The organism is Flavobacterium sp. GT3P67, assembly GCF_004349155.1.
Taxonomy (GTDB): Bacteria; Bacteroidota; Bacteroidia; order Flavobacteriales; family Flavobacteriaceae; genus Flavobacterium; species Flavobacterium ranwuense.
The window spans coordinates 89139-105869 of the sequence record NZ_SMLF01000008.1 but is presented as its reverse complement, the minus strand read 5'-3'; the positions used below and the strand labels follow the sequence as shown (position 1 = coordinate 105869).

The window sequence follows — 16731 nt, the reverse complement described above, 5'->3', positions numbered from 1 at the left end:
ATTAATGTAAACTATAAATTTATAAAAAGATTAAAATCCCGTTTTAAATAAATTTGTATTCTTAAAGTTTCTCGTAATGAATTCAAAAGCAGCACTCATGATATTCCCCATAGATTTTGCTTTTTTAAAATTCAAATCATTTGTGTAACGATATAATTCTAATTGCAATTGCTTCAAATGTTCCTCTGGAGCGATAACATCATCCCCCATAATTTGCAATAATCTTTTAATACGATTTTCGGCAGAATGGATTCTTTTGGCAAGAACCGCTCTTTCCTCATCTTTGTATTGCTCGATTGAACTGTTTTGAAGTTTGTCTTTAACCAATTTTACCATTGGATAATTTTCTTTGAAAAATTGAGGTCTATAGACTTTAAAATTTCCTTCATAACATTGTTGGTCAAAGTCAATAGCGCGTATTTTATAAACAACATGGTCAAAATCATGTGTAGGAACAATCACATAATTATAGGAACGCATATCGCCCAATAATCGTATCATGCAACGCTCGTTGAATTTCACAAACTCTTTTGCAATTTGTGATTTTTCAGTTTCAGTACAATCTGTCAAAAGTGTTTTTATAAAAATATCGCCAGGAATCCCCATGATGTGTTCCTCTATTAAAGTGTCATTATACACTAAAAAATTTATTTTATCCGGAGATAAAATATGTTCCAATTCTAGTCCGTAAATACGGGAAGCATCTGCTTTCTTGATATAAAAATGAGTGTAATTATCATTCAGTATGTTTCTGACTTTTATTCGAAAAGGTTTCGAGTTTCCAAAAGTGCAGTAATCAATGGAATCCACATTCAAAAATTTAAGAATTCCCAGATTACCATCAGAATGCAACAACGAATAGATTTTTTTTAGATTCAAATCAATTTCTTGCCTTTCAAATTCATTATAATACACTCTAATCCATAAAGTGTCCTCATCATTTTTATCATAAACGGTCACAGATCCTGAAAAGCGCAATAAATCATCGTAAAAAATAGAAACTTTTGACAAACGGTCAAAACGTTCTAAGTACTCCAACAGTGATTTGTTTATTGGATACGAAGGTTTTTTAAAAAGCATTACTGGCTCACTACTCATTTGAAAAAGGATTTAATACAAAATTACAATAAATTAAGCCGTTGAAGGTTATTCCTTTTTAAAAATATGTTTTCAAAGTACTGCATAATTAGAAGCATAAAAGTATCCCGGTTACCATTTTTATATTCAAAGTCAAAATTATTTTTATCCGATAAGAACCAAAAAGGAATAAAAATTCGATAAAAAACGTAACTATTTAATTATTAGACAAAAACCGGGTTTTAAGCTTAAAATAAAAATAAACAAAAACACACAATCGACTGATTAAAAGCGAATTAAGCATAATTCAAAAAGAATAAAATCATAAATATCAGTTTTTTTATATTAAAAAACACTAACGCCAAGATATAAACTTTATATTTGGTTGTCCCCAAGACGATTAAAATATTTAAACCCTACAAATGACAGATAAGCTTGAACTTTATTTCAAGGCTGCGCAGTCAGCTAAAATTGGAATCTGGAAATTGAACCTGCAAACCGATCATGTATATTGGGATGCTGTCACAAAATCTATTCTTGAAGTTCCTGAAGATTTTGAACCTGTTATTGAAAATGGTATTAATTTTTATACAGAGGGCGAAAATAGAGATCGGATAAAATTCCTTATCGAAAGAGCAACCTACGAAGGGATTTCATTTGATGATAAATTTCAGATTACTACTGCTAAAAATAACATCAAGTATATCGAATGTATATGTCAGATAGAAGTTATTGACGGAAAACCCATGAATTTATTGGGCACATTTCAAGACATCACAAAAGAGCAGAATTTAATCAATGAATTGCAGTTAAGCGTAGAGAAATTTTCCTCCATTTTTACTAGTGCCAATGACGCTATTTTTATCATTGACTCCTCTAATGGAATTGTAACCAGTTGCAATTCGAGATCTTCGGAACTTACCGGATATGACAACTCAGAATTGGTTGGTTGGCATAATTCTCACTTATTTCCAGTTAAATACAGACGAAAAGTTGGGGCTTTTCTCGTCAATCACTTAGCTAAGGATGATTATATTATTAACGAAACTAATATTCAAAGAAAAGACGGAAAAATCATTCCTGTGGAAGTGGCCTCCGGGAAAAAATTTCAGGTCGATAACATAACGTATTTGGTTTGTTTCATTAGAGATATAAGTGAAAGGAAGAATGTTGATGCTAAATTGAATTTATTATCTCTTGCAGCTTCCGAAACTACGGACACCATTGTAATTGCAAATAAAAAAGGAGAAGCGGTATGGGCAAATCAAGCCTATTTAGATCTTACCGGTTTAAATATGGAGAACATAATAGGACAAAAACCTGGCTATTTATCCAAAGGCCCCGAAACTGATTTAAGTGCTACAGCATTAATGAGAAAAGCAATTAAAAATAAAGAAAGTATAAAAATTACAATACTAAATTATAATAAAAACAAAGAGAAGTATTGGTTTGAACTAAATATAACTACCGTTTTTGACAGTAATAACAATTTAATTAATTTTATTGGTGTCGGCAGAAACGTAACTCAAAGAATCGAAAAAGAATTTGAACTTCAAAAATTATTAGATGTAACCAGTTGTCAAAACAATAAACTGTACAATTTCACTCACATAGTCTCTCATAACATACGCTCACACACCAGTAATTTATCAATGGTAGTGGATGTGATTGAAAATACAGATGATATTACTGAAAAGCTTTCCTATTTTGATTTATTTAAAGAAGGAACAGAGAAACTGTCAGAAACAATCGAATATTTGAATGAAATTATAACCATTCAGCAAAAAACAAATATTGAAAAGACTAAGATTCCGTTAAAAAGTGAAATCGAAAAAACAAGAATGGCTTTGAGTTTGGCCATTAAAGACAGCCAAATAACAATTACACATACAATCCCAGAAGATCTGGTTGTTAATGCAATTCCGGCTTACTTAGATAGTATTTTGCTGAATTTATTCACAAATGCCATTAAGTATAAATCTCCAAAACGGAAAGCCACTTTAGATATTGGTTACGAAATCATAGATAACTACACAGTTATAAACTTTAGAGACAATGGTTTAGGCCTTAATTTGAAAAAAAATGGGCATAAACTTTTTGGAATGAATAAAACCTTTCACGGCAACGAAGATGCAAAAGGAATTGGATTATTTATAACCAAAAACCAGCTCGAAGCCATGGATGGAAAAATTGAAGTAGAAAGCGAAGAACGTCTTGGGTCAAATTTTAAAATTTATTTGAATGAAAAATAAATTAACCTACATCATTGATGATGATAAATTAACTGTGAAATTGATGAGTATTCTCATCTCTAAAAACAAGTTCTGTGAAGAAATCGAATCTTTTAACAATGCTCAATTCGCAATTGATAAATTAAAAGAAAATTGGAACGATAGTGAAATTCTACCCGATGCCATTTTACTTGATTTAAATATGCCCGTAATGGATGGATGGCAGTTCTTGGATGAATTTATTCATTTACCCATAAAAAAAGAAATTTCAATTTTTATCATGACCTCTTCAATCGACCCTGCAGATATAGAAATGGCGAAAAAATACGATGTGATAAAAGATTATATAATGAAGCCAATTACTGCTCAAAAATTAGATACGCTATGCAAACTCATTTCTAAAATCAACTAATTCAAGTTTAACAGTAACAATATCCCATCTTGTTCGTCCTATATTAAATTAAAAAGACGAACCTATTGGAAACTATACTTTCTATCAAAAATCTCAACAAACGTTATGGCTCACTACAAGCCTTGAAAAACGTTTCTTTCGACATACATAAAGGCAATGTATACGGAATTCTAGGTCCCAACGGGAGCGGAAAATCAACAACTTTAGGAATTGTATTGAATGTCGTTAATAAAACCTCTGGAGAATGCAGCTGGTTTAGTGGTTCTATGGAAACGCATGAAGCCCTAAAAAAAGTAGGTGCAATTATAGAAAGACCCAATTTCTATCCTTATATGACCGCTAAGGAAAACTTAGAACTGGTTTGTAAGATTAAAGGAATCAACTATGCAAAAGTCAATGAAAAACTTGAATTGGTAGGTTTAGTTGATCGACAAAACAGTAAATTCAGTACTTTTTCTTTGGGAATGAAACAGCGGTTAGCGATAGCTTCGGCCCTATTGAATGATCCTGAAATTTTAATTCTTGATGAACCTACTAATGGTTTAGATCCTCAAGGGATTCATCAAATTAGAGATATTATCAAACAAATTGCGTCAAAAGGAACCACCATTTTACTCGCCTCGCATTTATTAGACGAAGTAGAAAAAGTATGTACCCATGTTTTGGTTTTAAGGAAAGGAGAAATTTTATATACTGGCTTAGTGGATGGTATGTCAGCAAATGAAGGCTTTTTTGAATTACAAGCTGATGATACTGAAAATTTAATCCTAGCGGTTAAAACTCATCCAGCATTTAAAAATGTTGTAAACGAGGATGGAAAAGTTTTAGTTTATTTAAAAAATGATTTAGACGCTAAGGAATTGAATCGATTTCTTTTTGAAAAAAACATTATACTAAATCATTTGGTAAAGCGTAAAAACAGCTTAGAGGAACAATTTTTAGAACTGACCAATTCTAATCCAACTTTCAAAAACTAAATCATGAAACGATTACTCTCAATAGAATTACAAAAAATTTGGAAAAACAAAGCCAGCCGTGTTTTAACATTGGCCTATTTTATTCTCCTAACCTTTATAGCATTAATAGCCTCCATTAAATTTGATCTCGGCATTTTTAAATTTCATCTTGCAGAGATGGGAATTTTTAATTTCCCTTTTATATGGCATTTCAATACCTATATCGCAGCCATATTAAAATTGTTTTTAGCGATTGTAATTGTCTCCATGATGGCAAATGAATACAGCTATGGAACACTAAAACAAAATTTAATTGATGGAATGAGTAAAAAGGAATTTATTCAGTCTAAATTTCTGACTGTTGTTTTATTTGCAACGGTATCAACTATTTTTATTTTCATAATGTCACTCATTTTAGGACTAAGCTATTCTTCCTACACTGAGTTTAGTATCGTTTTCTCTGATTTAGAATATCTTTTAGCCTATTTCGTCAAACTGGTCGGTTTTTTCTCTTTCTGTTTATTTTTAGGAATATTGGTAAAGCGTTCTGCTTTTGCACTGGGATTTCTTTTAGTTTGGAATATCATCGAAGGAGTTATCAATGGTGTTTTAACTTTTAAAGTATTCCCGAATAGCACTACGGCAGCATCTTTTACCCAATTTTTACCTTTACAATCCATGTCGAATTTAATCGTAGAACCTTTTTCCAGATTATCAGTGGTAAAAAACTTGGGAACGCAAATTGGTTTGAATAATATTAAAGAATATGGTGTCAACCTATCGGCTATTCTTATCGTATTATTTTGGACTGTAATTTTTATTTTCCTTTCCTATCGATTATTAAAAAATAGAGATTTGTAGTATCTTTACACACGATGAAATGTGTGAAAATAATATTATTCTATATTTTTATTTGTTGCGTTATATTTGATGCAACCGCTCAATCTATTTCAGTAAACGACTCATATACAGCGCAACAACTTGTTGAAAATATTTTAGTAAATAGTTCTTGCGCCAATGTTTCTAATTTCATCGCAAAAGGAGATTCATTTTCCGGCAGTCAAAACAGTTACGCCTATTTTAATAATCAAGGGAGTAGTTTCCCTTTTACACAAGGCGTTCTTTTGAGTACGAGAAGTAGTCAAAATTCCAGAGGCCCATTTGTAAGAAACTTGGGAGGAGGAAATCCTTCTTGGCTGGGAGATACTGATTTAGAACAAGCATTAGGAATAACAAATACAATAAACGCGACGGTTTTAGAATTCGATTTTACAGCTCTGACAGATTTCATAAGTTTTGATTATATATTTGCTTCTAATGAATACCAAGATGATTTTCCTTGTAATTATTCTGATGGTTTCGCCTTTTTAATCAAAGAAATAAATACAACTGCTTATACTAATTTAGCATTGCTTCCTGGTACTTCTACTCCCGTTTCATCAAAAAGCATTCACCCTTTAATTAATCCGATTCCAAATTCGACCGAACCCATAAAAAGTTGTGGTCCGGAAAACGAATTCTATTTTGGCGGCTTCAACACCGCTACCAGTCCAATTAATTATGCTGGGCAAACTAAAGTTTTAACCGCTCAAACAAAAGTTCAACCGGGAAGAACATACCATATAAAATTAGTAATCGCTGACCAGAGAAACCAATATTATGACTCCGCAGTATTTATTGAAGCGGGCAGTTTTTTACCAAAAATTGATTTGGGATCAGACCGATTATTAGCGACAAACAACCCTATTTGTTTTGGCGAAAGCTTTAATATTGACACAAAACTACCCGCGAGTTTAGGTTATACTTACAAATGGTTTAAGAATAATCTAGAGTTTACGAACAACGCTTCTACTTATTCTGTAACCGGTCCAGGGATTTATAGAGTCGAAGTGCAATTGACACCCAGTTGTATCGCTACTGAAGAAATAATAATCGAATATACTCCAGAAATTGATTTGAATGACACTACTCTTTCACAATGTGACATCGACAATGATGGAATATCCATTTTCAACTTAACCAAAGTCGATGCGGTTATAAAAAACAATGTGAGTAATTTAAGTGCGGTTGTTTATTATGAAACGTTGGTTGATGCTCAAGCAAAAACAAATCCAATTACCAATCCTACAACGTATAGCAACAAATTCATAAATCAGTCCGTATTTTCAAGAGTGAGTAATTCATTTAACTGTGTAAATTATGCCGAAGTAAAATTGATTATTTCCAATAACGCTATTGCAGTTCAAAACCCAATTTCAACTTGCGATACTGATGGTACAAATGATGGTTTAGCCCAATTTGATTTAAACACACAAGTAACACCTCAAGTAGTAACGGGTTTACCTGCTGGCTTAATCGTAGAATATTATTTAAATCCAACGGATGCCATAGTCCAACAAAATCAGTTATCAAATATTTTTAAAAATACCATTGCAACCCAACAAATTATTTATGCCCGAATCGTAAATGGTTCTGACTGTTATGCCATTACTCCCATTACACTTGTAGTGAACAACTTTGACCCACCTAATTTTCAAGAAGAGAATGCTGTTTTATGTAATGGTACTTCAATTAATTTAACCGTTGACACTGGTTTTTCCAGCTATTTATGGAGTACAGGAGCAATTTCAAATTCGATTTCGATTAGTACTTCTGGTGATTATTGGGTGAAAGTTACGAGTGCAAACGGATGCGAAAAAACAAAAAAATATCATGTTACAGCCTCTGGAATAGCAACGATTACAGGTGCAATAATAAATGATTTTTCCGGAAATGAAAATTCAGTTTTAATTGAACATACTGGAATTGGGGATTATGAATTTTCTATTGACGGCTCTTTTTTTCAGGATAATCCAATGTTTGATAGAATTGCACCCGGAGAATATTTAGTTTATGCCAGAGATAAAAACGGCTGTGGTTTATCAATTCCGTTTGTGGTATATGTTTTGGATTATCCTCGTTATTTCACTCCAAACGGAGATGGTTATAATGATATTTGGCAAATTAAAAATCTGGATAATTTACCCCAATCAACTTTACATATTTTTGACCGTTACGGAAAATTCTTAAAACAATTAATTACCTCAGACATTGGGTGGAATGGAACTTTCAATGGATTCGCATTACCCACTGATGATTATTGGTTTCATTTGAATTTAGAAAACGGCAGAGTAATAAAAGGTCATTTTTCATTAAAAAGATAATCTAAATTTTGCTATTTTTAGCAAATGAAAAAAACATTACTCTTACTCATTACCCTTTTTTCCATAAGTTGTTTTTCCCAGTTTAGTAAAACACACTATATTCCGCCTTTAACTTGCGTTACAAATTTAGCAGGGGACCATTATTTATACATATCTACACCAAGCACCACCGATGTTAATTTCAAAATTATAGCAAACGGAGGTAGTATAATAACTGGGGTAGTCAAGAATACTACTCCATATATTTATTCTATTGGTCAAGGACAAAATACGCAGTTGTTCACTCCAAAAACTAGTATTGGAATTGTAATTAACAAAGGATATATAGTTGAAGCTGACGATTTAATTTATGTAAGTGTTAGGGTTAATGCCGGATTTTCTTCTCAAAATAATTCATATAATCATGCGGGCGGACTTGTATCAAAAGGAAATAGTGCCCTAGGAAGAGAATTCAGATTAGGTGCAATGCTAAATCCGGTTTATGATCAAAGTGTATTAAATTTTGCTTCGATCCTGTCAACAGAGAACAATACCAAAGTTACTATTTCAAACATCCCAATAGGGTCGGTATTATCAAATGGAACCATCGTAGCTGGACCTATAACTGTTATTTTAGGTAAAAATGAAAGTTATGTTTTGGCTTTGGAAAATTATAACAATACTGTTTCCAATAGCTCTAAAATGATTGGTGCGTTAGTAGAATCAGACAAACCTGTAGTTGTCAATTCGGGTTCTTTTGGAGGAAGCAATAGTACTAATACAAATGGAAGAGATGTAGGTTTTGACCAAATTGTTCCAACAGAAAAAACCGGTAAGGAATATATCTTTGTAAAAGGTCTTGGAACTGATGAATTAGAACGGGTTTTATTAATTGCAAATGTAGATAATACCAAAATTTTCGTTAATGGTTCTACAGTACCAATTATCAGTCTGAGTAGAGGAGAATATACCGTTATTGATGGAAGCCAATTTATAAATAGCAATTTATATGTTTCAGCCTCCGAAAACGTATCTGCTTATCAGAGCATTGGGGGATCCGCTTCACCCGCTAATCAAAATTTATTTTTTGTACCACCCCTAAATTGTTCAACGCCAAGCATTGTTGACAATATTCCTTCCATTGAATCGATAGGAAGTACATTCTATAATGGTGGGTTAAATATTGTGACTGAAACTGGTGCGACTGTAACCATAAACAACATTCCTATCTCGAGCCCTCCTGTTTCAGTAACAGGAAACACAGATTATGTGAGATACACCGTTTTTAATCAAACGGGGAATATTGCTGTAAAATCAACGAGGCAAGTTTATGTTTCTTACTTTGGGACAAATGGCGCCGCAACTTATGGTGGTTATTATTCCGGCTTTGATACGAAACCAGAAATTGTAACTGATAAAATTGCAGTATCTAATTCGGCATGTATACCAAATGTTGTTCTAAAAATCAGCACTTTATCCTCTTATGATACTTTTCAGTGGTATCAAAATGACATTCTTATTCCTGGAGAAACCTCAAATTCATACACACCTACCCAACCCGGTTATTATCAAGTAAAAGGAAGTATTTCTGGATGTGGCGGTAACGTTTTCTCAGACAAGATTCCGGTCAGCGATTGCCCATTAGATTCAGATAATGACGGAACAAATAACAACGTTGATATTGACTTAGATAATGATGGAATTATCAATTGTACCGAATCCTATGGAAACCAAAATATAAACATTTCAAATACCGCAGCAGGAACTATAGCAATTGGTAATTATTCTAATTCCTTTACGGGAGCAGTGACTACAGTTGCAACTGCAAGCGGAACTCCTTTTATAGGAAATGCTGACGGCAGTTTTATTACCGATATTCCTATCGGGAAAACTAATTCGGCAACCTATACTATGACTTTTAACCAACCAATGAGTATAGGAATTGAATATGTGACTACTGCAAACGCTACCGATTTACTAAATGCCGATGCCGAATATGTTATAAGTTCTTCTATAAACAAAACAATAACAGTTCTCAATCCTACGAATCAATTGCTTATTGATACTAATTATGATGGTATTTATGAAAGTGGAGTTACACAATATTCCTCTTTTGAAATTCGATTTAGGCTAAACAGTACAACACCCTTAGCCACAGGTACAGGGACTTTTAAATTCTTGACATATTTGTCAAACTCGATAACTTTTACCCATAAAAATTTATCTGATGACAATCCAAATAAATCAACTTTAAAGTTTTTTGCAGTTTGTGTTCCAAAAGATTCTGATGGTGATGGCATTCCTGACCAATTGGATTTAGATAGCGACAATGATGGAATTCCCGATACTATTGAAGCACAAGTCAATGCTTCCGTTGCGTTATTAAATTCTGACACTAATAATGACGGACTTGATACTGCTTTTGGAACAGGAGTTAATCCGATTGATTCGGATATGGATGGCGTTTTAGATTATCTGGATTTGGATAGCGATAACGACGGAATTCTAGATTCAGTAGAAACTGAAATTGACACAGACGCTGATGGAATAAAAAACTACCGTGATTTGGATAGTGATAATGATATTTGTTTTGATGTCACTGAAGCTGGTTTTAATGATCCTAACAATGATGGAATATTAGGAAACAATCCCGTTACTGTTAATGCTAAAGGAAAAGTTACGAGTGATCTGGGTTATTTAACTCCACATAACAATTATATAATTGCTGCGCCAATAATAATAACTGCCCAACCTCAAGTTGCGCCAACCTGTGAATTAGAAAAAGCAACAATCACAGTCCTTGATAATGGAGGAAATACCTATCAATGGCAATTGTCTACTGACGGAATAACTTGGAATAAAATTTTAAACAATGCTACTTATCAAGATGCCACAACAAAAACCTTAACACTGATAAAAGTGACCAATGCAATGAATGGTTATAAATACAGAGTGAAACTGGATAAAATTGGAAATTCATGCGGTTTGATTTCTTCTGAAACAACATTGACTGTTTATCGTTTACCTGTGGTAACTACTGCTACTATTGTTCAATGTGATGACGATACGGATGGTTTCTCAGATTTTAATTTAACGGTGAAAAACAATGAGATATCGTCAAATTCCACATCTGAAACTTTTAGCTATTACACTTCACTATCGGGGGCTGAAACAGCAGATGCTGGGAAATTAATTTCCAATCCTTTAGCATTTACAAATACTAATTCGGGTGGTATGCCGGTTTGGGCAAGAGTAAAAAATGCTAATGGATGTAGTAGTGTAGTTCAAATTACCTTAGTGGTTTCTACTACCCAAATTCCAGCTTCATTCAGTCGTACTTTTTCAACCTGTGATGACTTAGGAGCAGCTAATAACGATACTGATGGCATTGCAACCTTTGATTTCAGTAGTGTAGCCACTGATATTTCAGCGATTCTTCCTCCATCGAGTACTTCTTATTCGATAAAATTTTATAAAAATGAAGCAGATGCTTTATCAGAAAATGATGAAATAACAAACACATCAAATTATATAAATAATGGATATCCAAATGAACAAAAAATTTGGGTCCGTGTGGAAAGCACATCTAATAATGCGTGTTATGGCTTGAGCCCAAGGGTAACTTTAAGAGTAAATCCAAAACCCAATATTGATACAAATGATGATTTAGATGAAAATGAATTAGTATGCTCTAACCTCCCCACTTTCTTTGTGAAATTAGATGCTGGAATTCAAGATGGCACTCCCAGTACCGACTATACGTATGTATGGACAAAAGGCAATGTTGTTTTAACAGCTGAAACTGGTCCAACATTAGATGTAAATACAGAAGGTGATTATACAGTAGAAGTTAGTTCTCTTGCCGGTTGTAGCAGAATCCGAACTATAAAAGTAACCGCTTCTGATATAGCAGAAATAGGAACTATTTCAATTATTGATTTATCGGATGTAAATTCAGTAACGGTAAACGTATCAGGACAGGGACAATATCAATATAGCTTGGACGCTCCTTCTGGACCTTTTCAGGATTCTAATTTCTTTGATAATGTATCTGCCGGAATTCATGAAGTATACATTAATGATAAAAATGGTTGTGGAACCGTAAGCCAAACCGTAGCCGTCATTGGTGTTCCAAAATTTTTCACCCCAAATGGAGACGGATACAATGACTATTGGAATGTAAAAGGAGTAAATAAAAACTTCAATGAAAATTCAATCATCTATATTTTTGATCGTTACGGTAAGCTTTTAAAACAAATTGTTGCATCCAGTCAAGGCTGGGATGGTACATTTTTGGGTCTACCCTTATCTGGAGATGATTATTGGTATACCATAAAATTGGATGACGGCAGGGAAGCTAAAGGACATTTTAGCTTAAAGAGGTAATAAAAATAATATGACTATGGAACACTAATGCCAGCAATAATTTTTGCCACAGATTTAAAAGGATTTTCAAATATTAATGAAAAAAATGTATTAGATCTATTGGAGAAATCCTTTTAAATCTGTGCCAAAAAAAATGAAGTTAGTCCGCAAAGCGGACAGTCATAAAAAATAATGTTTGTTTCATTTCGAAGGAGAAATCACAACAACTTAATCCAGTAAATTTCATGCTAAAACGGTATGATTTTTTACAGAAATTTGTTTTCAAGAAAAAAATAAAAAGCATAAAAAAAGCCATTCGAATTAACGAATGGCTTTTATATTTAAAAAAATAAAAATTAGAATTTAAATCTTTTTCTATCTGTTTCTGTCAAATATATTTTTCTCAAACGGATGTTTTTTGGAGTTACTTCAACATACTCATCTTTTTGAATGTACTCTAAAGCTTCTTCAAGAGAGAAAATAACTGGAGGAATAATTCTAGCTTTATCATCATTTCCAGAAGAACGAACGTTAGATTGTTTTTTCTCTTTAGTCACGTTCACACACATATCATCGCTACGAGAGTTTTCTCCAATTACTTGACCTTCGTAAATTTCATCATTAGGATTAACGAAGAATCTACCACGATCTTGCAATTTATCGATAGAATAAGGAATAGCTTTTCCTTTTTCCATAGAAATCAATGAACCTTTGTTACGACCAGAAATTTCACCTTTGTAAGGCTCATATCCTATAAAACGATGTGCCATAATGGCCTCACCAGCAGTAGCAGTAAGCAATTGGTTACGCAATCCAATAATTCCACGTGAAGGAATATTAAATTTTATAATCATACGCTCACCTTTAGTTTCCATACTCAACATTTCTCCTTTACGGAAAGAAACAAACTCTACCGCTCTTCCCGAAAGAGTTTCTGGCAAGTCGATTGTCAATTCCTCAATAGGCTCACATTTTTTACCATCAATTTCTTTGATAATAACCTGCGGTTGACCAATTTGCAACTCATATCCTTCTCTTCTCATTGTTTCAATAAGAACAGATAAGTGAAGTACTCCACGACCAAAAACCATGAATTTATCAGCAGAATCAGTTTCACCCAATTTCATTGCTAAGTTTTTCTCTAATTCTTTTGTCAAACGTTCTCTAATATGACGAGAAGTTACAAATTTACCATCTTTTCCGAAGAAAGGAGAATCATTAATTGTAAACAACATACTCATAGTAGGTTCGTCAATATCAATTGTTTTCAACGCTTCCGGGTTTTCAAAATCAGCGATAGTATCTCCAATTTCAAATCCTTCAACTCCAATAATCGCACAGATATCTCCAGCAATTACTTGTTGTACTTTTTTACGACCAAGACCTTCAAAAGTATGAAGTTCTTTAATTCTAGATTTCATTACAGTACCGTCTCTTTTTACTAATGAGATTGGCATACCTTCATTCAAAACACCTCTTTCCAAACGACCAATAGCAATACGACCTGTAAAAGCTGAGAAGTCTAATGAAGTAATTAACATTTGTGGCGTTCCTTCAGAAACTTTTGGAGGTGGTACATTTTCAATAACCATATCTAACAATGCTTCAACATTATCAGTTACGTTTTCCCAATGGTCAGACATCCAGTTATTTTTAGCCGAACCGTAAACAGTTGGAAAATCCAATTGCCACTCTTCTGCTCCTAATTCGAACATTAAATCGAAAACTTTTTCGTGAACTTCTTCAGGAGTACAGTTTTCTTTATCTACTTTATTAATAACAACGCATGGTTTTAAACCAAGGTCAAGTGCTTTTTGCAATACAAAACGCGTTTGTGGCATTGGTCCTTCAAAAGCATCTACAAGTAGACAAACTCCATCAGCCATATTCAATACACGCTCTACTTCACCACCAAAATCGGCGTGACCAGGAGTATCGATAATGTTGATTTTTGTTCCTTTGTATACTACAGAAACATTCTTTGAAGTAATGGTAATACCTCTTTCACGCTCTAAGTCGTTGTTATCAAGGATTAAGTCACCTGTGTTTTCGTTATCACGAAATAACTGACAGTGATACATAATTTTATCAACCAAAGTTGTTTTACCGTGATCGACGTGGGCAATAATTGCAATGTTTCTAATAGATTCCATCTGTGATTTTTAATGGGTGCAAAGGTACACTTTTTTTTGGTATAAAAAATATTTCTGCAATAGTTTACATATTCTTAACGCATTAGACACAAAAACTAGGTCTTTAACAAAATCTCAAAAATAAGTTACGGATGTTGTTTAATAATTCCGCAATAATTAATTATATTTGAGTAATGAAAAACAAAACCAATCAAGTAATCATCATCTACATTCTAATCTCAATGTTTGTAGCCATTGTTAGTCATAAATTATTACAAGAATATATTTCTGATTCAAATAATCAATTTTACAATTTCACTAAAGACATCTTATTTATATTTTTTACTGGAATAATTTTTAAACTTATTTTATCAAAAAACGACACTCGGAACATAGCCATTTTTGAAAAGCTTAAAAACACAAATGACGAAATTAAGGAGTCAAATGAAAAATACGATATTGTAGCTAAAGCGACCAGCGATACTATTTGGGATTGGAAAATACAAGAAGACAGCTTTTCTTGGAACAAAGGAATTGAAAGTGTTTTTGGCTATAGTGACAATGAAGTGGGAGATAGTTCAAAATGGTGGTTTGATAAAATTCATCCCGAAGACAGCATTAAAATGTCTATTAAACTATACTCCTTTATAGAACAAAAAACCGAAAACTGGCAAGATCAATACCGTTTTAAATGCGCAAACGACACTTACAAATATGTTCTAGACAGAGGATTTCTCCTGAAAGATGAAAACGGGAAAGCCATTAGAATGATTGGAGCCATACAAGATATTACAAAACAGAAAGAAGAAGAACAACGACTTAAATTACTGGAAACTGTAATTACCCAATCCAAAGATTCTATCATAATCACCGAAACTGATTCAATTGACGGAAAAATACCCAACATCATCTATGTAAATCCCGCTTTTTCTATTATGTCAGGATATGAATCTGATGATATAATAGGAAAATCTGCAAATCCTTTCAATAGTCCAAATTCTGATATCAACGAACTTGAAAAACTGTTGAATTCTATAAAAAACAAAGAGGAATGTATTATAGAAACAATCAGCCTAACCAAAAATAAAGAAGAATATTGGGTTCGTTTCGCTATGATACCAATTTATAATTCCGACAATGAACTCTCCCATTGGATTTCCATTCAAAGAGATATAACCGATGAAAAAAATCAAGAAAAAGAAAAAGAGCAGCTTATTAGAGAATTAACTCAAAATAATAAAGACTTAAAGCAATTTTCTTATATAACCTCTCATAACCTTAGAGCTCCATTATCAAACTTAACTGGGTTATTAAATTTATTGGAAGACATTCCTATTGAAAACCAAGAATTAAAAGAAATCTTAAACGGCTTTAATAAATCTACTCATTTATTAAATGACACTATCAATGATTTAGTAAAAGTTATTATCATAAAAGATAATCCTTCTATTCAGAAAGAAGCTGTTTTAATAAAAGAAATCTTTGAAAATGTTTTTAGTCAACTTAATTTTCAAATAGAATTATACAAACCAATCATAAAACTCAATTTCGAAAAAGTTTCTATTCTAAACATCAATAAAGCTTACATAGAAAGCATATTGTTGAATCTTTTGACAAATGCCATAAAATACAAATCCGAAAACAGAAAACTCAAAATAACCATTACCACTCATGAAATCGATGATACCGTTGTATTAGTTTTTAAAGATAACGGAATAGGTATCGATTTAGAAAGAAATAGAGATAAAGTATTTGGACTTTATCAGCGTTTCCACAATTACCCTGACAGCAAAGGACTAGGCCTTTATTTAGTAAAATCTCAAGTTGAAACAATGGGAGGAACAATTGAAATTGAAAGCGAAGTCAATAAAGGAACTACGTTTACATTAACATTTAAAAACAAACAACAATAATGCTAGATCAAATTTTATGCATTGATGACGACCCGATAACACTTATGTTATGCAAAAAAGTAATAATCAAATCATCGTTTTCTAATGAAATAATAACCGCTCAAAATGGCGAAGAAGCCCTCAGCTATTTCAACACTATCAGATATGTCAAAAATAAACCAAACCAACAGCCGCAATTAATTTTTTTAGATTTGAATATGCCCGTAATGGGGGGATGGGAATTTTTGGATCATTTCAATAGTCCGGAATTTTCAGAATTCAATACTATAAAAGTCGTTGTCCTTTCCTCAACCATAGACCCTGAAGACTTAGAAAAAGCAAAACAATACCCAATGGTAATTGACTTCCTATCTAAACCAATTACCCATTCAATGCTTGAATACTTAAAGAACAAGATAGAATAAAAAAATATAAGATATAAAAAAAGCTCTCATAAATGAGAGCTTTTTTTATATCTTAATAA

The 16731-nt window shown here is 32.7% G+C and carries 10 protein-coding genes; 8 read left to right on the top strand and 2 right to left on the bottom strand.

Annotated features, from left to right (window positions below; translation table 11 throughout):
- Positions 1-30: 30 nt before the first annotated feature.
- Complete coding sequence (locus tag E0H99_RS13160) at positions 31-1098, bottom strand: hypothetical protein (RefSeq protein ID WP_131996322.1); 1068 nt, start codon at positions 1096-1098, stop codon at positions 31-33.
- Between the two features lie 401 nt (positions 1099-1499).
- Here E0H99_RS13160 and E0H99_RS13155 point away from each other — a divergent pair, with 401 nt between their 5' ends.
- From E0H99_RS13155 to E0H99_RS13130, 6 genes are all read left to right on the top strand, one after another.
- The gene (locus E0H99_RS13155) at positions 1500-3329 is read left to right on the top strand and encodes a PAS domain-containing sensor histidine kinase (RefSeq protein ID WP_131996319.1); all 1830 of its coding nucleotides are present in this window, start codon (positions 1500-1502) and stop codon (positions 3327-3329) included.
- Positions 3319-3720, top strand: coding sequence for a response regulator (locus E0H99_RS13150; protein ID WP_131996316.1), 402 nt, complete (start codon positions 3319-3321; stop codon positions 3718-3720). Before E0H99_RS13155 ends, E0H99_RS13150 begins: the two co-directional genes overlap by 11 nt.
- A 65-nt stretch (positions 3721-3785) precedes the next feature.
- Positions 3786-4697, top strand: coding sequence for an ABC transporter ATP-binding protein (locus E0H99_RS13145; protein WP_131996313.1), 912 nt, complete (start codon positions 3786-3788; stop codon positions 4695-4697).
- Between the two features lie 3 nt (positions 4698-4700).
- Entirely contained in the window at positions 4701-5537 is an 837-nt protein-coding gene (locus tag E0H99_RS13140; protein WP_131996310.1) for an ABC transporter permease, read from the top strand.
- A 14-nt stretch (positions 5538-5551) separates the two neighbouring features.
- A complete protein-coding gene (locus E0H99_RS13135) occupies positions 5552-7879 on the top strand; it encodes a T9SS type B sorting domain-containing protein (protein WP_131996307.1) in 2328 nt (775 codons plus the stop codon).
- A 24-nt stretch (positions 7880-7903) separates the two neighbouring features.
- A complete protein-coding gene (locus E0H99_RS13130) occupies positions 7904-12244 on the top strand; it encodes a T9SS type B sorting domain-containing protein (RefSeq protein WP_131996304.1) in 4341 nt (1446 codons plus the stop codon).
- 335 nt (positions 12245-12579) lie between these two features.
- Here the strand turns inward: E0H99_RS13130 and typA are convergent, their stop codons facing one another.
- Positions 12580-14376 carry a translational GTPase TypA gene (typA, locus tag E0H99_RS13125; RefSeq protein WP_131996301.1) on the bottom strand — a complete coding sequence of 599 codons (1797 nt, stop codon included), beginning with the start codon at positions 14374-14376 and terminating at the stop codon, positions 12580-12582.
- 173 nt (positions 14377-14549) lie between these two features.
- Here typA and E0H99_RS13120 point away from each other — a divergent pair, with 173 nt between their 5' ends.
- Both E0H99_RS13120 and E0H99_RS13115 read left to right on the top strand, forming a co-directional pair.
- Positions 14550-16268 (top strand): PAS domain-containing protein, encoded by a 1719-nt coding sequence (locus E0H99_RS13120; protein WP_131996298.1) that lies wholly within the window; start codon positions 14550-14552, stop codon positions 16266-16268.
- Positions 16268-16672, top strand: coding sequence for a response regulator (locus tag E0H99_RS13115; RefSeq protein WP_131996295.1), 405 nt, complete (start codon positions 16268-16270; stop codon positions 16670-16672). Before E0H99_RS13120 ends, E0H99_RS13115 begins: the two co-directional genes overlap by 1 nt.
- The last annotated feature ends 59 nt before the right edge of the window (positions 16673-16731 follow it).